The sequence below is a fragment of the Rhizobium sp. PEPV16 genome (assembly GCF_008919455.1).
GTDB lineage: Bacteria > Pseudomonadota > Alphaproteobacteria > Rhizobiales > Rhizobiaceae > Rhizobium > Rhizobium leguminosarum_Q.
In genome coordinates this window covers 1-24,828 of the sequence record NZ_VSZV01000286.1, presented here as the reverse complement: position 1 = coordinate 24,828, position 24,828 = coordinate 1, and the positions used below count along the sequence as shown (strand labels likewise).

Genomic DNA, 24,828 nt, shown 5'->3' with positions numbered 1-24,828 from the left:
TGCGTCGCCGTTGTACCATGTAGTCTGACAAGTGCGCGCAGTGCTCATTGTATAGCCGGAGCCAAAGTCCGGTCGTGCGCTTCAACCCGATGAATAAGTAGCCGGGATCATGGAACTTATCGTCGCCCTTGGCCTGATCGTCTTGAAGGTCGCGTTGCTGATTGCGATCCTGCTGTTGCTACCCTTGCCGCTAACCTGGCTGGAACGCAAGATCGCCGGGCACATGCAGCAGCGGATGGGGCCGATGCGCGTGGGATGGCACGGGCTGTTGCAGCCGGTGGCGGACGGAATCAAGCTCCTGACCAAAGAGGATCACATCCCGGCCGAGGCCGACCGGTTCCTGTTCAAACTGGCGCCAATCCTGGCGCTCGCCCCGCCCTTTGTGGTGTTCGTCGCGATCCCCTTCGGCGAAACTGTCTCGGTCCTCGGCCACGAGATCACGCTCTACGTCTCCAACATGAATGTGGCGCTCCTTTTTGTTTTCTCGGTGATCGGGATCGAGGTTTATGGCGTCATCTTCGGCGGCTGGGCCTCCAACAGCAAATACGCTGTCCTAGGCAGCCTCAGGACCTGCGCGCAGATGATCAGCTACGAAATCCCGATGGGGTTCGCGGTCATCGGCGTGGTCATGCTGGCGCAATCCATGAGCCTTCTCGAGATCGTGCGGGCGCAGGCCGATGTCTGGAACATCGTCTACCAACCGGTCGGATTCTTCGTGTTCTTCGTCGCCGGATTGGCCGAAGCGCAGCGCATTCCCTTCGACCTGGCGGAAGCGGAAGGCGATCTAGGGGCCGGGTTCCACACCGAATACAGCGGTATCCGCTTTGCCTTCTTCATGGTCAGCGAATATGCCATCGTATTGCTTGTGTCGGTCCTGGTGGTGATACTGTTCTTCGGCGGTTGGAACGGAGTTCTGATTCCCTTGCCACCGCTCCTGTGGTTTGTGCTCAAGGTCGCGTTCTTCGTCTATGTGTTTATCTGGTTCCGCTTCACTTTCCCGCGCTACCGCTACGACCAATTGATGGCGATCGGATGGAAAGTCTTGCTTCCTCTTTCAATGGCGAACATAATTATAACCGGTGTAGTTTTAGGGGTCGTAGCGGCTCCGTAGCGAGGCGGCGATGTCGCGCGCGCAGGACAGAGTTGGAACATGGATTGGTTGGGCGTTCTTTGCCGATCTGGCGAGCGCCTTGGCTCTGACCTTCGGCTACATGTTCTCCAGATCCGTGACCATGCAGTATCCGGACAAGGAAAAGTGGCTGCCCTACTCCCGCTATCGCGGGCATCACTTCCTGACGCGTGATGAAGAGGGCGAGATCAAGTGCGTGGCCTGCGAACTCTGCGCGCGGATCTGTCCCTGCGACTGTATCGAAGTCGTCCCCTACGAGGACGAGAAGGGCAAGCGGCACCCGGCCAAATTCGAGATCGACACGGCCCGCTGCCTGTTCTGCGGGCTGTGCGAGGACGCCTGCCCGGCGGACGCGATCGCGCTTGGCCAACAATACGAATTCTCGAGTTTTTCCTCAGCTGACCTGGTGATCGGGCGCGATGATCTGCTCGCCAAGCCGGGTAAGGCGGCAACCGGCGGCGGCGTTGTTGCCGCGCGCCTGAATACGAAGAAGGACGTACTTGTCGAGACGAAAGAGACGCAGGGCTATAACTGGTGGCGGAATATCCGGCGAACATGAACGCGCGCCAGCTGTCAAACCGAAGCGCTCGGAAGGAGGCTCAGATGTTTGTCGGTGAAATCATGAAAAATAAGGGTGTCGGTGTCATCGCAGTTGCTCCCGATCAGACGATGGTGGAGGTACTGCGGCTGTTTCGAGACAACAATATCGGCTTCGTCGTCGTCAGGCGATCGAACGGCAAATACCTCGGTACGCTGTCGGAGCGGGACTGCTGCAAAGCGGTGGCGGAATACGGGGCCGAGGCGGCGGCAAAGCGGGTCGCGGACATCATGAACCGCAATGTGGCGACCTGTTCGACACAGGATTTGCTGCCCGTCGCGATGGGGATCATGACCCAGCGGCGTACGCGCCATGTGCTGGTCACGGATGGAGGCGACGTTGTCGGGGTGGTCAGCATCGGCGACGTGGTTAAACACAGGCTCGACGAAGCGCAGCGTACAGAGCAGGATCTGCAGGATTACATATGCGGGACCAGGTATCACTGACGTCGCCAACTCGATGTGAAGACGCCGGGGCGGGCAGCTTGCCGCGGAGCCTTGCGGTGCCCCGACCCCAAATCTTCAGACCCCACGCCAGATCCGGCCTGGGCGGTCGATCTCAAGAGTGGCATGCGCCTTCTGGACTTCCACCGCGCATGGATATTCGCCTCGCCGCAGCAGGCTGTTGAGACGCAAGGCTCTATAGTTTTCCGGAACGAAGACGAGGCCCTTGGGAAACCGCCTGTCGACCTTGAGCTGCGCCGTCAATTCGCCCTGGCCGGAACGCACGATTACCTGATCGCCATCCGAAAGGCCAAGCTCCGCGGTATCCTGCGCGCTCATCGCGACATAGGGATCGTTAGCGACCGTGTTCAGGATGTCCGACCGTTCGGAAAGATATCCGTTGTGGAACAGGCAGTCGCCGGTGATCAGCATGAGCCGGTCGGCTGCTGTTGGAACGGGCGGCGGCGCAAGGAACACGCCAGCTGGTAATGTTGGCACCGCCTTGGTGAATGCGCCGTCGGCGCCAAGCCCGTCCTGCGTCAACCCCTGATAGGCCGGAACCAGCCGGGCAATCTCGTCGAAAATTTCGGCTTGCGTCGATGGCCGCAGCGCCTGGTTGCGTAGCGCCGCGACGAAGTCGACAATCGCCAGATTGCCTCGCGCCTCGAAAACGGGCTCACGGAATTTGCGAACATTCTGGATCCGGCCCTCGTTGTTGGTGAACGTTCCGGATTCCTCGCCGTAGCCCGCCGCGGGCAAGACGACCTCGGCCATGCCCGCCGTATCCGTGAGGAACGCGTCCTGCACGATCAGGAGATCGGCGGCGCCAAGCGCCCGCGTCACAAAGTCCCGGTCGGGATAGGCAACCAGGGGGTCGGTTCCGACGATGTAGAGAGCGCCCATCCGCCCACCGACGCAGAGCTCCAGCATGGCGTCGAGATCCGCGCCGGGTTCTGACGGGATTTCGGCGCCCCAGTTTCGTGCAAGAGTTGCGCGCGCCGCGTCATCAGCGACCGCCCGCAGCCCCGGCAGAGCCGCCGGCAGGACCCCCATGTCCCAGGCGCCCATCTGGTTGGCACGGTCGAAGAGAAACTGCATCGCCGGGCCCTTGCCTAGCAGGCGGAGAACGTGCAGCAGGTTGTTGAGCTGCTGCAGCGTCGCACGCGCTTCGGGTGATCTCAGGAGGTCGACGCTGACAAGCACGGTGACGCTGCGGCCTTCCTTGAGCGCGGCGGCCAGGCGATCCGGCCCGTCACTGTCGGCGCCCGTCGCCGGCCTGCCGATTGCCGCGTCGATGTCCGCAAAAGCGCCGCCCGGCAAGGCCTGACCAGCTGCCGCTACGAGACCGGCGACCACCGCCGCAAGGCTCGCCGCTTCTCCGCCCGGAGGCACACGGACCACCACCCTGGCATCGGCGTCCAGACGCGATGGCCGCGCCGATAGCATGAGCAATCCGGTCTGCCGCCGCCGCGCGCCGTCCCGCAGCAGGTATTCGGTGACCGGGTTCTCCTCGGTTATATTGCCTCCGAGGACAAGCACGCAGTCGTTGCCGATTACGTCGTCCAGCGGCGTGCGGCTGTAGAAAGTTCCCAATAGCGGGCCGAGAGTATCGAAGGGCGCGGCCCAGCGTGACGAACAATCAATGTTGTTGGTCCGGAATCCTGTTCGCATCAGCTTCTGGAACTGATAAAGCACCTCGTTGGGCAGGCGAGGCGAGGCCAGCCCGCCGGCATCCTTGCTCTCGACGGCCAACAGTCGCCGGCGCAGATAGTCCCCCGCTTCGTCCCAGGAAACCGGAACCAGGGCGCTATCGTGACGGATCATTGGCTGCTTGATCCGGTCCCGGCTTGCAACGAAATCGAGGCCGAAGCGTCCTCGCACGCAGAGCGTTTCGTGGTTGACACCTTCGTCCCACTTCGAGCGCACCCGCATGAACTCGCCCTTGCGCGTGCCCACCGTCAGCTGGCAACCGGTGCCACAATGCGGGCAGACCGTGTCGGTCTCTACGAGATCCCAGGGGCGCGCCTTGTAGCGATAGGGGAAGCTCATCAGCGCGCCGACCGGGCAGACCTCGACGCAATTGCCGCACTGGTCGCAACTTGCCAGACTGCCCTCGAAGCCGGTGACGGCGGTATCCATGCCTTTTTCGACGGTGCCCAGCGCCACCGCGCCGACGACCTCCTCACACATCCGGACGCAGCGCTGGCACTGGATGCAGCGGTTGACGTTCATGATGATGACCGGGCTCAGACGAATGTCCTCGGAGTGGAACACACGTTTGTCATCGCGGAATTGGCTTTCGCGGGGCCCGTAGGCCATTACCATGTCCTGAAGCTCGCATTCGCCGCCCTTGTCGCAGATCGGGCAGTCGAGGGGGTGGTTGGCGAGCAGCATGTCGAGCATGGAAGAGCGCGTTTCCTCGATCCGATGCGTGTTCGTCCGCACCACCATGCCGTCGGTGACCGTGGTGGCGCAGGACGGCTGCAACCGCCGCAGCCCCTCGATCTCGACCAGACACATGCGGCAGGAGGCCAGCGCCGGCAGGCGCTTCATATAGCAGAAGGTCGGGATATCGATACTCAAATGCTGGGCAGCCTGCAGCACCGTCGAACCGGGCTCGACTTCCAGTATTTGCCCATCGATCGTAACGCTAACCATACTTCCTCGCATCTGTGCCACGCAATCCTTCAGTGAAACGGGCACCTTCGTTCCTCAACATGGGCGACGAACTCTTCGCGGAAATGCTTAAGGGCTGCCCGCAATCCCATCGCGGCGCCATCACCCAAAGCACAAAACGTATTGCCGAAAATGCCTTTGCAGAGCATGTCCAACTGCTCCAGATCGCCGGGTGCGCCATCCCCGCTTTCAACCCGGCGCAGGACCTTCACGACCCAGTTCAATCCTTCCCGGCAGGGCGTGCACTTGCCGCAGGACTCATGGTGGAAGAACTCGATGATCCTGGTGGCGACCTTGACCATGCAGGTGCTATCGTCGATCACGATAACGCCAGCCGAACCGAGCATCGAGCCGGCGGCAGCCAGCGAGTCGAAATCCATACCCACGTCCAGCCCATGCTCCGGGATGACCGGTGCCGATACACCGCCGGGGATCACCGCTTTGATCTTGCGCCCCGGTGGAGGGCCGCCGGCGTGATCGACCAGTTCGCGCAGCGGTATGCCCATCGGCAACTCGTAGAGGCCGGGTTTGCGGACCTGCCCGCTGACGCAGTAGAGCTTCGGGCCGGGGCTCTTATCCGGGCCGATGTCCCGAAACCAGTCCGGCCCCCGCACAACGATATGCGGCACGCAGGCGAGCGTCTCGACATTGTTGATGACTGTGGGGCTGGCGTAGAGCCCGGCCACGGCCGGAAAGGGCGGCTTCAATCGCGGCTGCGCCCGCTTGCCCTCGAGGGACTCGAGCATCGCGGTCTCCTCGCCACAGATATAGGCGCCGGCGCCGCAGTGGATGTGGACGGTGAAATTGAAATCCGAGCCTAGAATGCGCGATCCCAGATAACCCTTCGCGTGAGCCTCGGCGATCGCCTCCTCAAGGTGACGGATCGCCGTCACATATTCTCCGCGGATGTAAACATAGGCGATTTCGGCCCCGATCGCGTAAGCGCTTACCGCCAGTCCCTCGATGAGCTGGTGCGGATCGCGCTCCATGAGGATCCGGTCCTTGAAGGTGCCTGGCTCGCCCTCATCGGCGTTGCAGCAGAGATATTTCGGCTTGCCCGACTGCTTCGGCACGAAACTCCATTTCATGCCCGTCGGGAATCCGGCACCGCCGCGACCGCGCAGGTTGGACTGTTTGACGAGGTTAACGACCTCGTCAGGCGTGTATTCGCGCAGCGCCTTCGCCAGTGCCTGGTAGCCGCCGCCAGCCTCGTAGGTCGACAGCAGGTGACTGTCCGGCACGGCGACATTCTTGAGGAGAACCGGCTCGAACATGGCGCTACTCTCCGGGCGGTGTGGCGGCGAGATCGACACCTGTCGCTTGCCCCGCCTCAGTCCGCAACCTGTCAAGAAGCGCGTCGATACTCGCGACATCAAGGGCGCCGTGGTAATCGTCGCCGACCTGCATCACCGGAGCCATCTCGCAGGCACCGAGGCACTCGACGGAGGAAAGCGTGAACAGCCCGTCCGGCGTGGTGTCGCCCTTGCTGATCGCCAGCGCCGTTTCCAGATGCTTCAGCAGGTCCTCGGCTCCGCACAGCATGCAGGAAACATTGTCGCAGAGTTGCAGGTGGAACATGCCCACCGGCTCGGTATGGAAGAGCGTATAAAAGGTCGCCAGCTCGTAGACCCAGATCCGTTCGACTCCGAGAGTGTCGGCGACTTCTTCCAGCACCTGACCAGGCAGATGGCCATGCTCCCTCTGCGCGATCAGAAGCGCGGGCATGATCGCAGAGCGCTGGTCGGGATACCGCGCCGCTGCCTCTTTTATCTTTTCGCGCATGGTCATTGCATTCAAATCTCTGCTACTTGTCCACCTCCGCCATCACCGGGTCGAGACTGCCGAGCACGGCGATCATGTCGGCCAGATAGCGGGCGTTGGTCACCCCGAACAGTCCCTGAAGGTTGACGAACGAGGGTGCCCGCACCTTCATGCGGAATGGTTTTGGCGACCCGTCGCTGATGATGTAGAAGCCGAGCTCGCCCTTTGGCGCCTCTATCGCCGAATAGACCTCGCCCTTCTGCACCTTGAAGCCATAGGCCGACAGGTCGAAATGCTGGATCAGTGCTTCCATCGAGCAATGCACCTTGTCCTTGTCCACCGGAAAGGCGATTGTCGGCATGTCGATCTGGAACGGCCCTTCGGGCATCTGGTCGAGGCATTGCTCGATGATCCGGATGCTCTCGCGCATCTCCTCGACGCGGCATTGCCAGCGTGCATAGCAGTCGCCCTCGTCGCGGGTGACGACATTGAAGTCGAGCCGGTCGTAAATCTCATAGGGCTCGTCGCGGCGGATGTCCCAGTCGACGCCCGAGGCGCGCAGGTTCGGGCCGCTCAGTCCGAGATCGATGGCGTCCTCGGCGGAGATCACGCCGATCCCCTGCGTGCGCTTCAGGAATACCCGGTTGTTTTCGAGCAACCGCTCATAGTCGCGGATCCGGTTCGGGAAGATGTCGCAGAACTCCCTGATCTTGGGAAGGAAACCGTCGGGCAGGTCCTCGCGCACTCCGCCGACCCTGCAGAAGGACGTGTGCATGCGCGCACCGCTGATCATTTCCAGGAGATCCATGATCATTTCACGCTCCCGCATGGCGTAAAGCAAGGCGGTCATGGCGCCGAGGTCCATCGGCAGCGCGCCGGTGATCAAGACATGGCCGGAGATCCGCGCCAGCTCGGCCATCATCACGCGGATATATTGTGCGCGGATCGGTGCTTCTATGCCGAGGAGTTTCTCCACCGCCAGCGCGAAGGCGAGGTTGTTCGACGGTGGACAGAGGTAGTCGAGCCGGTCGGTGAGCGGAAAAATCTGGGTGTAAGTGAAGCTCTCCGCCAGTTTTTCGGTGCCGCGATGGAGGTAGCCGATGTGTGGATCCACGCGCTTGACGTACTCGCCGTCCAATTCCAGGACGAGCCGAAGAACCCCATGCGTGCTGGGGTGCTGGGGGCCGAGATTGAGAAGCACCTCCTTGGTGTCGAACGCTTCGCCTGGCGGGCTGATCAGTTCGGTGACTTCGGTCATTTTAAGTTTCCGGCGTGGAGCGGCCTCCCTTATGGAATGTTCTTGGTGGCGAGGTCGGGCTGCGTCGGCGGCGTGCCTTCGGCGCCAAACGGGTTCAGCTTGTCCTTGTAGCCACGGAGCGGAAAATCCTTGCGCTGCGGGAAGCCCTCGAACCCTTCCCACATGTAGATTCGGCGCAAATCGGGGTGACCCTCGAACCTGATCCCGTACATGTCCCAGGCTTCGCGCTCATGCCAATTGGCGGTTCGCCAGACCCCCGTCACCGACGGGACCCGCGGCGGATCGGCGAGGCGGCATTTGATGCGAACGCGCCATTTGTTCGGTAGCGAATAGAGGTGGTACACCGTCTCGTAGCGTGGCATCTCAGGATAATGATCGACCCCGCAGATGTCCGACAGGAAGTTGAACCGCAACGCCGGGTGTTCCTTCACAAACCGGCAAAGCTCGACGATCATGTCAGGCGGAGCGGCGAAGGCATGTACACCATGCGCGAAGCCAAGATCGTCGATTGCCTCGCCGAAACGCTCCGTGATCGTAGTGCGGATGAGGGGCGTCTCCACACTCATGACGCTGCAACCCGATCCAGAGGAGTCCCGGCCAGTGCTCGGGATTTTTTGATCTTCTCCTGAAGTAGCAGGAATCCATGCATCAGCGCCTCGGGCCGCGGCGGGCAGCCGGGCACATGCACGTCCACCGGCACGAAGGTTTCCGCTCCCTGCACCACCGCGTAGGTATTGTAGACCCCGCCCGAGATAGCGCAGGTGCCCATGGCGATGACCCAGCGGGGCTCCGGCATCTGGTCATAGAGGCGGCGCACCACGGGCGCGAACTTCCGCGTTACTGTGCCGGCGATGATCATCACATCGGACTGGCGGGGCGATGGCCGGAACACCACGCCGAACCGGTCGAGATCATAGCGGGCGCACCCCGCCGAGATCATCTCGATGGCGCAGCAGGCAATTCCGAAAGTTTCGGGCCACAGCGCCGAGCTTCGGCTCCAGTTGATAACGCTCTCGGCCGTGGTGAACAGCACGCTGTCGCGGATCGCGTTGTTTACGCCTCCCATTCGAGTGCTCCCTTCAGCCAGGCGTAGGCGAAGCCCACAAGAAGCAGCAATATGAAGACGAACATCTCGACAAAGCCGACCAGCCCGATGTCTTTCAGGACGACGGCCCAGGGAAAGAGGAACATCGTCTCGACATCGAAGACGACCAGCAGGATCGCGAGGATAAAGAACGGCACTCTGAAGCGCCCCGCGGCGGCCTCACCCGCGGCGTCCATGCCGCACTCATAGGGCATGTTTTTTTCGGGATAGGGATTGGACGGACGCAGCAGCGAGGAGACAAAAAGCGTCGCCCCCGTCACCAGAACGACTCCGACGATCATAAAAAGAACCGGCAAGAATTCCATTGCAGCCATATCGCACTGCACCGGTTACCCACTGAGAGCTTTCCTCAGGCCGCGACCGTCCTGTTCAGGACCGTAATGCGGTCGCCCCGGGAAGCAACTTGGGCAATCCTTTCTTGAGCTTTGAGTTTATTCCGTCGGACGGATCATTGCAAATTCAATCGGTCAGCCGCCAACACGGAATGCTGGGCAAGTCTTAAAAACCATGCGGGAAACAGGCCGATGCCGATGGTGCCGGCAGCGGTGAAGGCGAGCGTCGCGCGCACCAAGGGCGTCAGCGCCGGGTCGAACGTCCTTTCCGGCTCGCGCATGTAGATCACCATGACGATGCGGATATAAAAGTAGGCGGCAACAGCACTCAGCAGCACTGCGATCACCGCCAGCATGACGAACCCTCGCTCGACGAGCGCGACCAGCACGTAGAACTTGGCGAAGAACCCGGCCGTTGGCGGAATTCCGGCCAGCGAGAACAGATAGAGCAGCATCAGAAGTGCCAGCCCCGGATGCGACTTGGCGAGACCCGCATAGTCTTCGATAACCTCGCCGGAAAAATCGCCGTTCCGCATCAGGATGACGATGCCGAAAATGCCGAGATTCATGAGCGAGTAGATCAGCAGATAGATCATCACGCTGGCGATCCCGTCCGCCCCGCCGGCCACCACGCCGAAAAGAGCGAACCCGGCATGGGCGATGCTGGAATAGGCCAGCAGGCGCTTGAAATTATCCTGCACCAGTGCAACGAAACTCCCTAGCGCCATCGTCACCACAGCAATGACCGCGACGATGATCCAAACGTTGGAGGTTGCGACCAGAGGGTTGAGGAACACCCGCAGGATCACCGCGAACCCCGCCGCCTTGGGCCCCACGGACATGAAGGCGGTAATCGTCGTCGGCGCGCCTTCATAGACGTCCGGCACCCACATGTGGAACGGCACCGCGCCGACCTTGAAGACCAGCCCCGCGACGATGAAGACCACCGCCAGCAGCAAGCCGGGGTCGCGCGGAGCGCCGGTCACGGCCGCAGCCATACCGTCCAATTGCGTCGTGCCGGTGAGCCCGTAGACCAGCGAAACGCCGTAGAGGAAAATTCCGGTCGAGACCGCACCAAGGATTACGTATTTCAGCGCCGCTTCGTTCGATCGCCGCTCATGCCGCAGAAAGCCGGTCAGCACGTAGGTGCAAAGCACCATCAGCTCGAGGCCCACGTAGATCGACAGGAGATCGGTCGCCGAGGCCATGATCATCATTCCCGAAAGGGCAAAAAGCAGCAGGACATAATATTCGCTGCTCCCGATCCCTTCGATTTCGGCATATTTCCGCGAAAGCAGGAATGTCAGAATGGTGGCTATGTAGAACACGAACTTGAAGAAGACCGCGAAGCGGTCGGCGATGAACATGCCAGTATAGGCCGGCCGCACTTCTCCCGCCAGCAGCAGTGTCGCCAAGGCGGCAATCAGCACGACCGCGACGGAAGCCCAGACCAGGAAATACTTCTGCCCCTTGCGCAAAAACTGTCCCAGGATCAGCAGGATGCAGGCTCCAGTAATCACCACGATCTCGGGCAGGCTTGCGAGAGCCGACTGGAAAAGTGCGGCGACGATCATTGGCCGCTCCCCTTGGCATGCACCTGCACCAGCAGATGTTCCACCGAAGCGTCCATGATATTGAGAAAGGGCTTCGGATAGAGCCCGACCCACAGCACGAAGACGGCCAGCGGCAGGGTCGCTGCCAGCTCGCGGGCGTTCACGTCGCGTATCTTGAACCGGACGCCGACGCTGGCCGGACCAAGCGCGACTTTCCTATACATGCCAAGCAGATAGGCCGCGCCAAGCAACGCGCCCAAAACGGCGGCCGCGCCGATGGCCAGGTTGGCCGCAAACCCGCCCGACAGGACCAGCAACTCGCCGACGAACGAATTCGTTCCCGGCAGCGCCATCGACGACAGAGTAAACAGCGCAAGAAACGCGGTATAGACGGGTGCTGCCTTTATCAGCCCGCCATAATCAGCGATGCTGCGGGTATGGGTCCGCTCGTAAATCAAGCCGACGAACAGGAACAACGCGCCCGTCGTCACGCCGTGATTGAACATTTGCAGGATACCTCCTTGGAGCCCGCGGAGGTTCAGCGCAAAAATCCCCATGGTCACGAAGCCCATGTGGCTGATGCTGGAATAGGCCACCAGTTTCTTCAGATCGTCCTGTGCCAGCGCGAGCAACCCGCCATAGACGATCGCAAGCGCTGAAAGCGAAAGCATCAGTGTCGAATAATATACCGACGCCTCTGGCAGCATCGGCAGCGAGAACCGCAGGAATCCATAGGCGCCCATCTTCAGGAGTACGCCCGCGAGGATGATGCTGCCCGCGGTCGGCGCTTGTACATGGGCGTCCGGCAGCCAGGTATGGACCGGGACCATCGGCACCTTGACCGCGAAGGCGATCAGGAAGGCGAAAAACAGCCAGGATTGGTCCCGGAATGGCAAATCCTGTGCAGTGAGGGCGAGGATGTCGAAGGTCTCGCCGCCGTTGAAATAGAGCACGATGACACCGACCAGGAACAGGACACTGCCCGCCAGAGTGTAGAGGAAGAACTTGAACGCCGCATAGATCCGGCCGTCGCCGCCCCAGACGCCGATGATCAGGTACATCGGGATCAGCATCGCTTCCCAGAAAACGTAGAACAGGAACAGGTCGAGTGCGCAGAACACCCCCAGCATCAGCGCCTGCATGGAGAGCAGACTGACCATGAACGCCTTCACCTTGCGGTCGATCGCAACCCACGAGGCGAGCACACAGATCGAACCCAGCAACGCGGTCAGGAACACGAAGAGCGCGCTTATCCCGTCGATACCAAGCGCATAAGTGATTCCGAGCGCGGGCACCCAAGGGCGCTTCTCTGTGAACTGCATCTCGTGGGTCGTGGTGTCGAATCCGGCCAGCATGGCGATGCAGAGGGCGAGGTCGAGGATTGTGACACCCAGCGCTGTCCAGCGCACCGCATCGTCGCCGCGGAGAAACATCAGAACCGCTGCCCCGGCGACGGGCGTGAAAATTATGAAGCTCAGAAGCGGCAATCCCATCGCGCCCCCTACCGCCATACCACGGCGAAGACCACGGCGGCTGCGATCACACCAGCGATCATCGCCAGCGCGTAATGGGTCACGACGCCGGTCTGGAGCCGCCGGAGCCGCCCGCCGGCGCGCAGGATCGAGCGGGCGACGCCGTTCACGACGGCGTCCACGCCGGTGAGATCGATCCACAGTCCCGCCCGTGCCGTCCCATGCAGGAAGGGTAGCGCGGCTGTCTCGGACACGTTGCTTACCGCCTTCTCATAGCGCGCCAGCGGTTTTTCGGCGAACCACATGAAGAGCCGCGCGCCCTTGCGGTAGAACCAGTCGGTGTCGATGCTGATCGTGTTCTCGGGGTCGAGCGCCCTGAGGAACAGCACGAATCCCAGTGCGGTGAACATCAACAAGCTGAGGCTCTCGGTGAGATGGACGCCCGTATAGGGTTCGAAGTCGACCGGATAAGGAAGGAGAGCGTAAAGCGGCTGCGGGAATACCCCGATCGCAATGCAGAGCACCGCCGCCATGGCCATCGCAACCAGCATGTTGCGCGGCGGCTCCCGCGCCTCCAGTTTCCGGTCCACGCCGAAAAACATGTAATACGGGAGCTTCAGGCCCGTGTGCAGGAACGTCCCCGACGACGCCATCGTCAACGCCACCACCACCAGCGCTCGATGATCCTGTCCGGCGGCGGCAATCACCATCGATTTGGTGACAAAGCCTGAGAAGAACGGAAACGCCGAGATTGCGAAGGCGCCGACCATATAGAGCGCCACCGTTATCGGCATGGTCCTGTAGAGCCCGCCAAGTTCGGTGAGCTTGCGGCGGCCGGTCACGTGGATCACCGCTCCTGCGCCCATGAATAGCAGTGCCTTGTAGAGGATATGCGCGAAGGCGTGGCTGGAGGCGCCGTTCACTGCCATCTCGGTGCCGATGCCGATACCCGCCACCATGTAGCCCACTTGGCTGACGATATGATAGGCGAGCAGCCGCCGGCAGTCGTTCTCCAGCACCGCGTAGATGACACCGTAAAGCGCCATTGCAGTGCCGAGCCAAACCAGAAGCTCGGTCCCCGGAAACGTCCGCGCCAGGACATAGACGGCGGTCTTCGTGGTGAAGGCGCTCATAAACACCGCCCCGGTGACAGTCGCCTCTGGGTAAGCATCAGTCAGCCAAGCGTTAAGGGGCGGCACCGCGGCGTTGAGCATGAACCCGGCAAGGATCAGGTAGGCGCCGACGCCCATCCCCCCCGCGATCGGGCCGAGGAGCAGCGAACCCGTGGCGAGCCCGTGGAGAATGACGCCACCGAGCAGAACGACGCCGCCGGTGATGTGGACCATGAGATAGCGGAAACCGGCGGCAACCGCCTGCCGGTCGCCCTGGGCGAAAACCAGATAGGCAGAGGCAAACGCCATGCCTTCCCAGAACAGGTACAAGGTCAGGTAGTCGCCGGCGAAAACCACGCCAAGCGCGCTGCCGACATAGACGAACGCAGCGACATGCTGGCCGGGGCGCGTCAGGTGCAGAGCGTAGACCGTTCCGATCAGCGCCATAATGGTGAAGACCGTTGCGAAGACGATGCTCAGCTTGTCGACCTTCGCGATGAGGATTTCCTGCCCGATGAACGATGCCGCGCCGTAGCTGCCTGACTGCATCGTGAGCATGGTGAGGATCGAAAGTATCGGGATCAGCAGCAGATAGGCCTTGCGGATCGACCCGTTCAGAAAGGGGATCGGCAGGGCACCGAGAATGAACAGCAGGGCGGGATGGACGAAGTCAGTCATAATAGTCCTCGCGCCGCATGAGCCCAGCCCGATGACCGAGGAACTTGGAAACGAAAATCAGCAGCACGCAGGATAAGAAGCCGTAGACGGCTGACCAGCCCGGCAGACGGTCCCACGGGTATTCGGCGTGTTCGCGCGGCACCAGGAAGTCGGCGATGACGATCAGGACGAGCACCAGATAGAAAAGCCGACGCCGTTCGGTCGCATACTTTCCGTCGCCAAAGAAATCGACCACGCGCTTTATCACCTGACAACTCCTTCCGCCAAGGCGACGAAATAGTCGGGGAAGATGCCCATCGCCACCGACAGGATGGCGGTCGCAACTAGCGGGATCGTCACCATCGGAATTTCACGGACCGTTGCCGGGCTCCCTTGCGCCTCCGTCCCGAAAAAGGCGACATAGCTGACCGGCAGGAAATAAGCGGCGTTGAGAACCGAACTCGCTAGGAGCACGATCAGGAACGCGATTTCCCCCGCCTCCACCGCGCCTCGCGCCAGATACCACTTGCTCACGAACCCCGCAGTCGGTGGCACGCCGATCATGCTGAGTGAGCCGACGAAGAACGCCCCCATCGTCCAGGGCAACCGGCGGCCGATACCAGCCATGTCGCTGATGTTGCGCTTGCCAGACGCGCAATAGATCGACCCGGCGCAGAAAAACAGTGTGATCTTTGAGAATGCATGCGCCGCGATGTGGATGATCCCACCGACCATCGCGACCGGCGAGAGCAGAACCGCCCCCAGCACGATGTAGGAGAGCTGGCTGACCGTCGAATAGGCGAGCCGCGCCTTCAGGTCGTCCCGCGTCAGGGCGTAAACCGACGCCATCAGAATCGTGAACGAGACCAGATAGGCCGTGGCGATGCCCAGTCCTAGCCCGTCCACCAGGCCCGTGCCGAACACATGGAACACCAACCGCAGCACGCAAAACACGCCCATCTTGACCACGGCCACGGCATGCAGGAGCGCGCTGACCGGTGTCGGCGCCACCATCGCGGCAGGCAGCCATGCGTGCATCGGCATCACCGCAGCCTTGGCGAAGCCGAAGAGGTAGCAGAAATAGACGACTGTCAGCAGCGCCGCCGAAGCATCGCTCCCTGCCAGCAGGCCCCCCGTGACAAAGTCGAGCGATCCCGCAATGTGGTAGGTCAGCGCCAGCGCGGCGAGAAGCACGCTCTTTGACGCTCCCATCAAATAGACCACGTACTTGCGACTACCCGCCCATCCCTCTTCGTCTTCGTGGTGGTAAACGAGCGGATAGGTCACGAGGGTGAGCATCTCGTAGAAGATCACCAGCGTGAACAGATTGGCGGCGAAGGCGCCTCCGACCGCTGCCGCGAGACTGGCGGCAAAGCAGGCGAAGAACCGGGTCTGCGCATGCTCGTTCAAGTGCCGCATGTAGCCGATGGAATAGATCGCCGCGACAATCCACAGCAGCGACGAGACGGTGGCAAACACCATGCCGAGCGCATCGACCCGGAAAGCCAAGTCAATCCCCGGCAGAACCTCAAACAGGCGCAATTCGACCGTCCCGCCCGCCAGCACCGTGGGCGCCATCGAGACGACAATTGCGAACATGGCGATTGCCGCCAATGGCGAGACGATATCGCGGAGTTTCTCGCGGTTGTTCAGGAGAAGAACTGCAAGGGCCGCCAGGCCCGCGACGGCGACGGCAAGTAGCGGCCGGATCGATATCACCGGGTCCAAGCCACTATCCTTTCATCATGGTCACGTCGTCGACCTTGAGGGTAGATTTGTTCCTCACGAGGGCGACCAGGATTCCGAGGGCGACGGCAACCTCCGCCGCGGTGATTGCGATGACGAAGATCGCGAAGATCTGACCGCGGAAATCGGCGTAGTAACGTCCGAAAGCGATGAAATTGATGTTGACCGAGTTGAGCAACAGCTCCAGCGACATCAGCACGACCAGAATGTTGCGCCTGAGCAGCACGCCCGCCGCTCCGATCACGAACAGCGCCACTCCGAGCAAAATATACCACCAGAGCGGAACCATCACCGCTGCTCCTTCTGCGCCAGCACGATGGCCCCGATCAAGGCGGCCAGCAGGATGACGGACGCAACTTCAAACGGCAGGAGATAGTCGGCGAACAGCGTTGTGCTGAGCTGCCTGACCTGATCGCCACCGCGCACGATGACGGGCTGCGTGAGCGAAAAGCGGCCGCTCCAGAGCACCAGCGCAACCATCTCGATCCCAAGCAGGACGAGCAACACCAGAGCCGCCATGTTGCCGCCCGGCAAGAACCGTTGCAAGACCGCTTCGCGCACATCGATCATCATGATCACGAAGACGAACAGGACCATAATCGCGCCGACATAGACAAAGATCTGGATGGCCGCGAGCAGCGGCGCCTCGAGCAAGACGAAGATTGCCGATATCTGCAGGAAGCACGCCATCAACGCCAATGCGCTGTGAACCGGATTGCGCGCCATGACAAGTGTCAAGGCGGTGATCACGGACACCGTAGCGAACAGAAGAAAGAACCCCTGATCCATCGACGCCGACCCTCCGACGCGAACTGCTACCCGGCGCGAGACGGCCGGATTTGAGATTGCGCCGCAACTTCCGATGCGTTCAAAAATTGTGCCCTAAAATCGGATTTTTCACAAGATTATTGTCATTGGCGTAGCAAACCAGGCCGGTCCGGATGTGGCGAAGGTCGCTTGCGAAGCGCGCGCTTTCGATAGCGCCGTACCAATTTTATTGTTCCATAGGCAAATGGCTTGAGCCGGTCGGTACCGACCTTTTGTTACGGCGTAGTGGGAAATTTCTTCCAAATCACACCGGCTGTTCCGCCGAAGTTACAACTCTCTGTGGCTTCGGGCCCCCGCAACCAAACCTTCCCATAGATACTCCCACGCCCCTGTCATGCAGGGGCTTTTTGCGTTCCAGAACAGAGCAATATCGCTGGCGCGAAGACTTCATCTTCGCTGGCGACGGTAGCTCCTCGTCCTGCGGACCATAACCTGAAGGGTGAGAGGTCGATCGGGCTCGCCCGATAAAACAGTCCAGTGGACTGTTTTAAGACCCGAACGGGACAAAGCCTGAAACCGAAACCAAATCCCTCTTAAAGATCAGCATCTACCTTCTTATCGCTGGCGGAAAAGCTTCGCTAGTTCGAAAAGCGGTATTAGCCAAGCGCCGCGCTTCCCAGGTCGGCGGGGAGCTGGGGTTGGGAGGCTTACTCGAACCAAATGTTCCATAATAAGGGTTACACATCAGCGGCTTATCCTGGTTAATGCGTCGGTTCACGCCCCTTCAAGAGCATTAAACGGGCGGGCCTCGGCTGAGTCGTACCGATTTGCAACGATTGATTCGAGTCTTTCTCGCAACACCTGAGTGGGAACTGTCATCTTGGACGGATTTGGCTGGATTAGAGCGTTTCAGTTACGGTATCCGTAAGACTGCGAAGCGATTTGCGCGAGCGGGACAGCTAGAGACAGCACGTCCGCATCTCCTAAAGCAGGATCTTGATGAACGCGGATATGATAGCCGCCTGGGCGGTGGAAAATGGATTCCATGCGATGGATTCCCGGAATTATCGTCGCCATGACAATGCAGGCGTGATCACGATCGAGATAAAGAGGATGTCATTCCTCCTCATCGATGAGAGGCAAGGCTTGCAACCGCGCCTCATATCGCGGTTGTTCAAAGATATATCCCTCACAAGCGGGAGCGGCCGCTTGCAGGGTCTTCTTCGTGACCGCAATCCCAATCATTGAGCGCTCACGCCATCCCCCAGCCCAGCCAATTCAGGTGGCGGATCATGGCTGACGCCGATGAGCACCGTCGCAAACGTTCTACACTTTCAATATTTCTTCTTGCGAACGATCTTATTGCCGCGGGGTCCGCTCACGATCGGTGTTCGGTCGCGGTTTTCGGCAAGCAGGTTCCGCCAGCGTTCCAGGCGATCGGCGACCAGGGCACCGCTTGCGACAGCTGCCTGGACCGCGCACCCAGGTTCATGGGCATGCGTGCAATCGCGAAAGCGGCAAAGCGGCGCCAGTTCAGTTATTTCAGCAAATAGGGTGTCTATACCGTCGGCAACATCACTCACGTAAAGCGTTCTTATTCCCGGCGTATCGATGACCCAGCCGCCGCCTGAAATTGCATGCAGGGATCGCGCCGTGGTTGTGTGTCGGCCCTGCGCGTCATATTCTCGAATGGTGCCTGTCTTTTGCTTTGTGTCAGATTCAGGCCCGGTCATGGTGTTCACCAGCGTTGATTTTCCGACACCAGAAGATCCCACCAACGCAACCGTCTGGCCAACGCCGCACCAGGGCCTCAACAGGGAAACGGCATCCGCGGAGCGCCCATTCAAGGCAATGACAGGCAGATCGCGCTGCAAAGCCTCGGCTTGCGCCTGGAACATGCCGGCATCTTCCGCAGTGTCAGCCTTCGTCAGCACAATCACCGGATTGCTCCCGGCCTGGTTGGCCATGATCAGGTAACGTTCCAGCCGAGCAAGATTAAAATCGGCATTGCACGAGGTCACGATCAACAGGGTGTCGATGTTGGCGGCAACAAGTTGCTGGCCACGCCCGCCTTCCGGGCGTCGTTGAAAGACGCTTTTTCGGTCGAGACGTCTGATAAGCATGTCAGTCAGTGCATCGGCAAGAACCCAGTCGCCCACCGCGTAATCACCAGTACTGGTATTGGATGGAAATTCGAGTCCGACCGGCCCGGTGACATCGATTGCCTCGATGCGTGCCCGGTGAACTGAAGCGATGCGTCGGGGGATCAAATCCGCTTCGCTGGGCTGGACCTGGTCCGCGAAGAATTCAGACCACCCAAGCAGTTCCAGCGGTGAAGAAAGTTGGGAGCTGGTCAAATCTTGTTCCACTTTCAGTAAGGCTGCCATAAAGGGTTTTTGAATGATCTTCAGCGGCGTTTCGCCTAGCTGCGTGGATGATCCCGTTTTGGCAACGAGGTTGCGTAAGCAGCAGCTTCGCCGGGGTAGGGGAAATCTTCGCCGAGCTGACGGTCGCCATCGTAGACTTTGAAGGTCGGCCCCTCAACTTCAACGATCTTATAGCCATTCACGTATTCGATCTTCGGTGTTTTCCAGCCCATCAAAAGCTCTCCAGTCCGGTCCGAGGGTTGTCTCTGAGGATGGTGCCACCTCATACACAGCGGTCTATGACCTATCAGGTGCTTCGCGATTAGCCAACGCCGCTTCGATCCCGTTCAAGACCACCTTTCGTCTGCAAGTTCGGCGAAGCGTCACCGCCAGGCTGGTTTAAAGGTGATCAATGGGGCACGAGTGGCGAGGACGATCGCCTAATCGACGTGGTCGAGCACGCCGGCTCAGGTACCTTTGCCGTCGACAAACTCGTCGGCAAGCAAGTAGCCTCGCCTGCGCCCGCATTTCCCTCGACCAGACGCGCGACTGGCCTTCAATCTCGCAAGGCGATCTATTCCGACCTGCAGTGGCAGCAGTATTGCTTAGGGAGAGCACCATGCACGCCGCCAATACGTGCTCGCTTGGGTTTTCACCGAACCAATCGCGCGGCCAAAAACCGGCAGCACAATAAGTCACCCGTTGACGCTCCGAGCAGTCGCAGCGCTACCGCCGCCGGCAGCCCGGCGCGTAGCGAGCGCCTTGGCCGAAAAGAGCGCGTAAATGATCAGCGGAAGACAGACGAGATAGGATGTCCGGATGCCAGCATGTTCGGCAATGAAACCGAGCAGCGGCGGCGCCAGGAAAAAGACGACAAAGCTCATCTGGCCAACGGCGGCGACGTTGAGATACGCCGCGCGATCTGTGCGTTGGGCCGCCGCCGAAACGGCGAGAGGATAGACCGCGCTGCAGCCGGCGCCCATCAAGGCAAAGCCCGCCAGCGCGACATAGGGATGCGGCGCCCCCGACACGGCGCAGATGCCGATGGCCGAAAGAACAAGCAACATCGTGGCGACGGCCCGCGCGCCAAACCGATCGACCAGCGGATCGACGAACAGGCGTGCCAGCGCCATGCAGAAGGTAAAGAGCGTCAATCCCAGTCCGCCAATGAAGGGCTCGACCGAAAACACATCGCGCATATAGATCGCCGACCAGTCGATCCCGGCACCTTCGACGAGAAAGGCCGCGATGCCGATCACGCAGAGCGGCATTAGGCCCCAGGTGGGAAGCGCTACCAGCGGTGCCTTGCCTTCATATAACGCGATCCGCGCCGGCGCACTCCGCATGCCGGAAATCGCCCAGATGCCGATGACAAGTACCGCGACAAAGGTCACGGCGAGATGGAGTTCCATCGAAATGCCAGCTTGGCGGACGACTGAGGACACAAGCGCCGTGACGAAGAAGCCGAGGCTCCAGAAGCCATGCGCCCTGTTCATCACGCCGCGCCCTAGCTGCGCTTCGATGCGGTCGATCTCAACATTGAGATTGATCTCCAGCGCCCCGGCGAGCAGCCCTTCGACGAAGAGCACACAGAACACGACCGGCGCCGCACCGATCCACGGCACCAGCGATAGCAGCGCAGCCGTGCCGAGAACAGTAATGAACGCCGTCGTCCGCGCGCCGAGCCGGGCGATCAAGGGCGAAGATAAAGTCAACGAAATCAGGGCGCCGATCGCAGCCCCTATCAGCGTTAACCCAAGCTCGGACTTATTGACGCCAAGCGCAACCTGCAAATCCGGCATCCTCGACAGCAGCGCCCCCAGCGACACAGCGAAGAGAAAGAAACAGACATAGATCCGCTGCTGCGGCGCGATTTTCATGATGCAACTCCGGGGATTGACGCGTCGAAGCAAAACACGCGCGCATGGACCGGTGATGTCTATCTCACAGGGCCTAAGATCGAAACTTGTTTCTGAGGGAATGCTTCGGAGAAGGTGATCTTGGGGACCGGCGTGATTTGCCTAGCCGCGGTGACGTGCGCGTGCCGTTGATCAAGCTTGCAAACTACGCCGCCGCGATTTTGAACGCGAGCTTCCCTTCGCCGGCAGATACAGTTCCGTCACTTGAGATTACAGATCGCTTTCTGCATCAACAAGGTTGAACTCTGCGCCGCCGAGCCGCCAGCCCCAGAGAATCCACCAATGTCCCCGTCGTCATTCCCATGGTGGTTTGCCGCGAACGCCAGGATCGCCTGCCTACCGCTCTTGAACCTTGCCTTCCCGTTCAACGTAATCTATATTCTGTTCAACACAGGAGAATCTCATGGGTACCCAACCACGAACTGCTGCGGAACGCGAAGCGAAAGTCGCGTTGGCCCGCAATAAGCTCGTACTCGAGCAAGCGAAGGCCGTCGGTCTCCTTGGCACGGCGAAGAATACCCGCTTGTCGGGGCGAGTGCCGTCGGAGTTGATCGAGGCAGCCAAGAAGCGTGCCCATGTTACCTCCGACACCGAACTGCTGGAATTGGCGCTTTCACGGCTGGCTCTCGAAGACGACTTTGGCGCGCGTCTGGTGGGCCGCAAGGGCCGCATCCCGACGGACATCGATGTTGGGATTTGATCTCTCTGAAACCCTCCGATCACTAAAGCCCCAGAAGCACCTTGGGGCGCTCGAGCGCAGGCCCGACGAAGATCTTCCTTGGGTTGCTGACGAACCGGCAATCGGAGGGCCTCTGTTCCTGGATACCAGCGTCTATCTGGATGTGCTTCAAGGGCGCTCGCCGGTGGAGGTCGATAGGCTGATTACGTATCGCCTATGCCACCATTCGGCGGTCTGCCTGTCTGAGTTGACCCATGCCTTCGGCCGACTGGACCCCAAGCACGCCTCTACAAAGGCGGTGCTCGAAACGGTCGCTGCGACGATCGAAGACATTCCGGAACACCGACTTCACGCCCCAGAGGCAGCCATCTGGGGACATGCCGGCGTGTTGGCGGGTCTGCTCTTTCGCTTGAGCAACCTGCCAAAGGGGGAGGGACATGAGCGCCGCTTCGTCAATGACGCCATGGTTTTCTTGCAGGCACGGCAGCTGGGTGCGAGCGTGCTGACTGGCAATGTTCGCGACTTTGATTTCCTCTCACAGATCATACCGACCGGTCGGGTCATCCTCTATCGAGCCCCAGTGGAGGCGCGATCATCATGAACGCCGAACTCTCACCCTCGGTCGCCGGAGCGGACGATCAATCATCGCTCGCTTCAAGCTTGCCAGTTCCAGAGGGACATTCAATTCGCTTGGGAGCCGGGATCCTGTCAGCGAGCGCCGTAAAGCTGCCACGCCACCGAAACAGCTCCCAAGCATCTACGGCGATCGCAGCCTCCCGCACGGTCCGGGACGACCAGGAGGCCGCGAGCCGCGTTCTCAGTGCCTTCATGCGCGCAGGCTGCCGACTGCTGGCCTTCGCCAATTCCGAGGCTAGGTGCGGGCTGAGCCGAGGTTTAGCCCTCAATCGCAAACAATCATTAAAGTGCTGCGCAAAGCCGGTGTGCGCCAATCGAGCCGGACGATCAGCGCGAGCGCCTTTCAATGCGAGATAAACACCCATGGTGAGATGGTTTTGAGGTCCGGATCACGCTGCTCCGAGACGCGAGAAACACGCGCGTGTCCCCATCGTGTAACCGACTGATCTACATAGGTCGCTTTGATCGCGTCCGGTTTCCCCAATGCTACCGCTTTTCCGTCGACGGTGATGTTGGTGTAGTAACTGTATTTCGAAAGTGAGGCGCTGACAGTCTCGGCAACGGCCTCAAGCTCAGGCGGGTCGAGCGTCATATTTTCGTTCTTGTCGAAGTCGAGCAGAACCGAGGACGAGAACACTTCGTCAAACCGCCAGATATGGCGAAGTGCTGACAGGTTGCCGTCGGCGCCACCGACGGCCTCGAATTTTGCATCCACAAAAATATGCGGATGCGCCATCGCCGGAGTAGGGATGCCGATCGACGCTGCGGCAATCGCACTCGATAGGAGAAGGAGCGCGCGCGGCCGCTTTTGGACGTTCCTTGCGCCACCTCCGTCGTCAGAACCCGGTCGCGATTATGCGTGAACACCGTCGGATGCCACACCGCATCATCGATCCCAAGACCCACGAACCAGCGGAACAATAGGTCGAACTCAAGCCGCTCCATCAATTGCCGCTCGGAGCGGATCGAATACAGCGTCTGCAGCAGCACCGCCCGCAACAGCCGTTCCGGCGCGATCGACGGCCGACCCGTCTTGGCATAGAGCCCGTCGAACGACCCATCCAGCGCCGCAAGCGATGCGTTCACCAACCGCAGCATCGCACGAAGCGGATGCCCTGCCGGGAACCCGTGCCTCAAGGTCGACATATGAAAACAGCGATCCCGTCCGCTCATCCCCGCCACGCATGCAAATCAATCCCCGCTGTTGCAACCCCAGGGAATCATGGCGGCAACCCAAAAGTCCGAGGGTTTTGCAGCAGCCTGCTAGATCTGCTGCCCGCGCGAATTTGCGACAGTTTGCGACAAATTCCCCATGCCGCGGCACAGTTGTGCGACAGCGATGAGCTATTCCTGGCGAGTAACCGCCGCGTCCAGACATTGGTTTGAAAGTCCAGGAGGAGAGCATAAATGGCAGAGCAAAGTCCCGCAGATTCTCAAGGCGTTGGTGTGACGCGTCGAGCCGTCCTTGGCACCGGTGCCGGCGTTGCAGTCGCAACGATACTTCCACTGCAATCCGCTGCCGCCCAGGAAATTTCCGTTTCGAATGAAACGGGCACAACTCTCTTCGTTTCGACGACGGTGAATGGACGGGCCGTCGCTCTCGATATTGACTCACGCGCATCGCTTCTTGACCTGCTGCGCGAGCCCCTTGGCTTCTCGGGAACAAAAAAAGGCTGCGATCACGGCCAGTGCGGTGCATGCACGGTGCACCTCGACGGCCGAACGGTAGTGTCCTGTCTGACGCTTGCGGCGAAAGTGGCGGGGCGTCAGGTGACGACCATCGAAGGGCTGGCCGACGGGGATACACTTCATCCGATGCAGACCGCCTTCATCGATCACGATGCATTGCAGTGCGGATACTGCACGCCGGGCCAGATCATGTCCGCCGTCGCATGCGTTCGACATGGTCATGCAACGGACAAAGCCTCGATCCGCCAATTTATGAGTGGAAACATCTGTCGTTGCGGCGCGTATGCCGGGATCGTCGCTGCCATCGAAGATGTGGCAGCCAATTCGAAGGAGGGCTGAAGATGCGAGCTATCGATTACACCCGGGCGGACAGCCTCGAAGCAGCCGTCGAAGCCTTTGCTGCGGTCGGCCTAGACGCGCGCTACATCGCCGGCGGCACAACGCTCTATGATCTGATGAAGCTCGGCGTGGAGCGGCCAGCGCATCTTATCGACGTTACCGGCATCATGGGCCTCGACACGATTGACACCGACGGCGACGTACTGCGGTTCGGTGCCTTGGCGCTGATGAGCGACGTTGCTTACACGCCGGCAGTGCAGGAAGGATATCCCATCCTGTCTGAGAGCTTGCTGAAAGCAGCCTCGCAGCAGCTGCGCAATATGGCCACAGTTGGCGGCAACCTGCTTCAGCGAACCCGCTGTCCCTATTTCCGCAACGGCGCCGGGTCACTGTCTACGGTCGGCGTGTACCCCTGCAACAAGCGTGTCCCCGGTTCCGGTTGCGCGGCAATCGGCGGGTTGGACCGAGGCCATGCGATCCTTGGAGTGAGTGACGCTTGCATCGCGGTCTCACCGGGCGACTGGCCAGTGGCGTTGACGGCGATGGGCGCATCGGTCGAAATTCATGGACCCGCAGGAACGCGCACTGTT

26 protein-coding genes and 1 pseudogene are annotated in these 24,828 nt (G+C 60.6%); 8 read left to right on the top strand and 19 right to left on the bottom strand.

What is annotated here, in order from left to right:
• Positions 1 to 109 precede the first annotated feature (109 nt).
• From nuoH to FY112_RS13495, 3 genes are read left to right on the top strand one after another with little or no spacing between them, the layout of a single operon-like run.
• Entirely contained in the window at positions 110 to 1,111 is a 1,002-nt protein-coding gene (nuoH, locus tag FY112_RS13505; RefSeq protein WP_017961925.1) for an NADH-quinone oxidoreductase subunit NuoH, read from the top strand.
• Positions 1,112 to 1,121: 10 nt separating this feature from the next.
• A complete protein-coding gene (locus FY112_RS13500; RefSeq protein WP_017961924.1) occupies positions 1,122 to 1,688 on the top strand; it encodes an NADH-quinone oxidoreductase subunit I in 567 nt (188 codons plus the stop codon).
• 44 nt (positions 1,689 to 1,732) lie between these two features.
• Positions 1,733 to 2,173 (top strand): CBS domain-containing protein, encoded by a 441-nt coding sequence (locus FY112_RS13495; protein WP_026158852.1) that lies wholly within the window; start codon positions 1,733 to 1,735, stop codon positions 2,171 to 2,173.
• A gap of 75 nt (positions 2,174 to 2,248) precedes the next feature.
• Here FY112_RS13495 and nuoG read toward each other — a convergent pair whose 3' ends face one another.
• From nuoG to FY112_RS13425, 14 genes are all read right to left on the bottom strand, one after another.
• Complete coding sequence (nuoG, locus tag FY112_RS13490) at positions 2,249 to 4,828, bottom strand: NADH-quinone oxidoreductase subunit NuoG (protein ID WP_151518561.1); 2,580 nt, start codon at positions 4,826 to 4,828, stop codon at positions 2,249 to 2,251.
• Between the two features lie 29 nt (positions 4,829 to 4,857).
• A complete protein-coding gene (gene nuoF / locus FY112_RS13485; RefSeq protein ID WP_131630011.1) occupies positions 4,858 to 6,120 on the bottom strand; it encodes an NADH-quinone oxidoreductase subunit NuoF in 1,263 nt (420 codons plus the stop codon).
• 4 nt (positions 6,121 to 6,124) lie between these two features.
• Positions 6,125 to 6,634 (bottom strand): NADH-quinone oxidoreductase subunit NuoE, encoded by a 510-nt coding sequence (gene nuoE / locus FY112_RS13480; protein ID WP_072637295.1) that lies wholly within the window; start codon positions 6,632 to 6,634, stop codon positions 6,125 to 6,127.
• 16 nt (positions 6,635 to 6,650) lie between these two features.
• Positions 6,651 to 7,865, bottom strand: coding sequence for an NADH dehydrogenase (quinone) subunit D (gene nuoD / locus FY112_RS13475; protein WP_151518560.1), 1,215 nt, complete (start codon positions 7,863 to 7,865; stop codon positions 6,651 to 6,653).
• Positions 7,866 to 7,894: 29 nt separating this feature from the next.
• Entirely contained in the window at positions 7,895 to 8,431 is a 537-nt protein-coding gene (locus FY112_RS13470; RefSeq protein WP_131709972.1) for an NADH-quinone oxidoreductase subunit C, read from the bottom strand.
• Positions 8,428 to 8,931: an NADH-quinone oxidoreductase subunit B gene (locus FY112_RS13465; protein WP_017961917.1), complete on the bottom strand. Its 504-nt coding sequence runs from the start codon at positions 8,929 to 8,931 to the stop codon at positions 8,428 to 8,430. Before FY112_RS13465 ends, FY112_RS13470 begins: the two co-directional genes overlap by 4 nt.
• A complete protein-coding gene (locus tag FY112_RS13460; protein WP_017961916.1) occupies positions 8,919 to 9,284 on the bottom strand; it encodes an NADH-quinone oxidoreductase subunit A in 366 nt (121 codons plus the stop codon). The genes FY112_RS13465 and FY112_RS13460 overlap by 13 nt, the downstream gene beginning before the upstream one ends.
• A gap of 134 nt (positions 9,285 to 9,418) precedes the next feature.
• Positions 9,419 to 10,876 (bottom strand): NADH-quinone oxidoreductase subunit N, encoded by a 1,458-nt coding sequence (locus FY112_RS13455; RefSeq protein ID WP_017961915.1) that lies wholly within the window; start codon positions 10,874 to 10,876, stop codon positions 9,419 to 9,421.
• A complete protein-coding gene (locus FY112_RS13450) occupies positions 10,873 to 12,348 on the bottom strand; it encodes an NADH-quinone oxidoreductase subunit M (protein ID WP_017961914.1) in 1,476 nt (491 codons plus the stop codon). Before FY112_RS13450 ends, FY112_RS13455 begins: the two co-directional genes overlap by 4 nt.
• 8 nt (positions 12,349 to 12,356) lie before the next feature.
• Positions 12,357 to 14,117: a Na(+)/H(+) antiporter subunit D gene (locus FY112_RS13445; protein WP_094087506.1), complete on the bottom strand. Its 1,761-nt coding sequence runs from the start codon at positions 14,115 to 14,117 to the stop codon at positions 12,357 to 12,359.
• Positions 14,110 to 14,364, bottom strand: a complete 255-nt coding sequence (locus FY112_RS13440; protein WP_017961912.1) for a hypothetical protein — start codon at positions 14,362 to 14,364, stop codon at positions 14,110 to 14,112. Before FY112_RS13440 ends, FY112_RS13445 begins: the two co-directional genes overlap by 8 nt.
• On the bottom strand, positions 14,361 to 15,824 hold the full coding sequence (locus FY112_RS13435) for a monovalent cation/H+ antiporter subunit D family protein (protein ID WP_017961911.1): 1,464 nt from the start codon (positions 15,822 to 15,824) through the stop codon (positions 14,361 to 14,363). Before FY112_RS13435 ends, FY112_RS13440 begins: the two co-directional genes overlap by 4 nt.
• Positions 15,825 to 15,828: 4 nt before the next feature.
• The gene (gene nuoK / locus FY112_RS13430; RefSeq protein WP_017961910.1) at positions 15,829 to 16,131 is read right to left on the bottom strand and encodes an NADH-quinone oxidoreductase subunit NuoK; all 303 of its coding nucleotides are present in this window, start codon (positions 16,129 to 16,131) and stop codon (positions 15,829 to 15,831) included.
• Entirely contained in the window at positions 16,131 to 16,631 is a 501-nt protein-coding gene (locus FY112_RS13425) for an NADH-quinone oxidoreductase subunit J (RefSeq protein ID WP_094087507.1), read from the bottom strand. Before FY112_RS13425 ends, nuoK begins: the two co-directional genes overlap by 1 nt.
• 978 nt (positions 16,632 to 17,609) lie before the next feature.
• Here FY112_RS13425 and FY112_RS13420 point away from each other — a divergent pair.
• The gene (locus FY112_RS13420; protein WP_017961908.1) at positions 17,610 to 17,858 is read left to right on the top strand and encodes a hypothetical protein; all 249 of its coding nucleotides are present in this window, start codon (positions 17,610 to 17,612) and stop codon (positions 17,856 to 17,858) included.
• Positions 17,859 to 17,944: 86 nt separating this feature from the next.
• Here the strand turns inward: FY112_RS13420 and rsgA are convergent, their stop codons facing one another.
• The 3 genes from rsgA to FY112_RS13410 form a co-directional block, all read right to left on the bottom strand.
• Positions 17,945 to 18,997, bottom strand: coding sequence for a ribosome small subunit-dependent GTPase A (rsgA, locus tag FY112_RS13415; RefSeq protein ID WP_094087508.1), 1,053 nt, complete (start codon positions 18,995 to 18,997; stop codon positions 17,945 to 17,947).
• Positions 18,998 to 19,032: 35 nt separating this feature from the next.
• The gene (locus FY112_RS36725) at positions 19,033 to 19,209 is read right to left on the bottom strand and encodes a hypothetical protein (RefSeq protein ID WP_165504216.1); all 177 of its coding nucleotides are present in this window, start codon (positions 19,207 to 19,209) and stop codon (positions 19,033 to 19,035) included.
• A gap of 462 nt (positions 19,210 to 19,671) precedes the next feature.
• Positions 19,672 to 20,856, bottom strand: coding sequence for an MFS transporter (locus FY112_RS13410; RefSeq protein WP_131630015.1), 1,185 nt, complete (start codon positions 20,854 to 20,856; stop codon positions 19,672 to 19,674).
• 442 nt (positions 20,857 to 21,298) lie between these two features.
• On the opposite strand from FY112_RS13410, the gene FY112_RS13405 reads away from it, so the two are divergent.
• Both FY112_RS13405 and FY112_RS13400 read left to right on the top strand, forming a co-directional pair.
• Positions 21,299 to 21,595, top strand: a complete 297-nt coding sequence (locus FY112_RS13405; RefSeq protein WP_027663749.1) for a hypothetical protein — start codon at positions 21,299 to 21,301, stop codon at positions 21,593 to 21,595.
• A complete protein-coding gene (locus tag FY112_RS13400; protein ID WP_151518562.1) occupies positions 21,585 to 22,175 on the top strand; it encodes a hypothetical protein in 591 nt (196 codons plus the stop codon). The genes FY112_RS13405 and FY112_RS13400 overlap by 11 nt, the downstream gene beginning before the upstream one ends.
• Before the next feature lie 378 nt (positions 22,176 to 22,553).
• Here the strand turns inward: FY112_RS13400 and FY112_RS13390 are convergent, their stop codons facing one another.
• Both FY112_RS13390 and FY112_RS13385 read right to left on the bottom strand, forming a co-directional pair.
• Positions 22,554 to 22,982, bottom strand: a complete 429-nt coding sequence (locus FY112_RS13390; protein WP_280762017.1) for a DUF1007 family protein — start codon at positions 22,980 to 22,982, stop codon at positions 22,554 to 22,556.
• Positions 22,983 to 23,029: 47 nt separating this feature from the next.
• A pseudogene (locus tag FY112_RS13385) lies at positions 23,030 to 23,396 on the bottom strand (transposase); the annotation flags it as partial.
• A gap of 221 nt (positions 23,397 to 23,617) precedes the next feature.
• Between FY112_RS13385 and FY112_RS13380 the strand changes: the two are divergent.
• Positions 23,618 to 24,238, top strand: a complete 621-nt coding sequence (locus FY112_RS13380; RefSeq protein ID WP_131630017.1) for a (2Fe-2S)-binding protein — start codon at positions 23,618 to 23,620, stop codon at positions 24,236 to 24,238.
• 2 nt (positions 24,239 to 24,240) lie between these two features.
• The coding region (locus tag FY112_RS13375; protein ID WP_181018209.1) for an FAD binding domain-containing protein at positions 24,241 to 24,828 on the top strand (588 nt) is incomplete at its 3' end.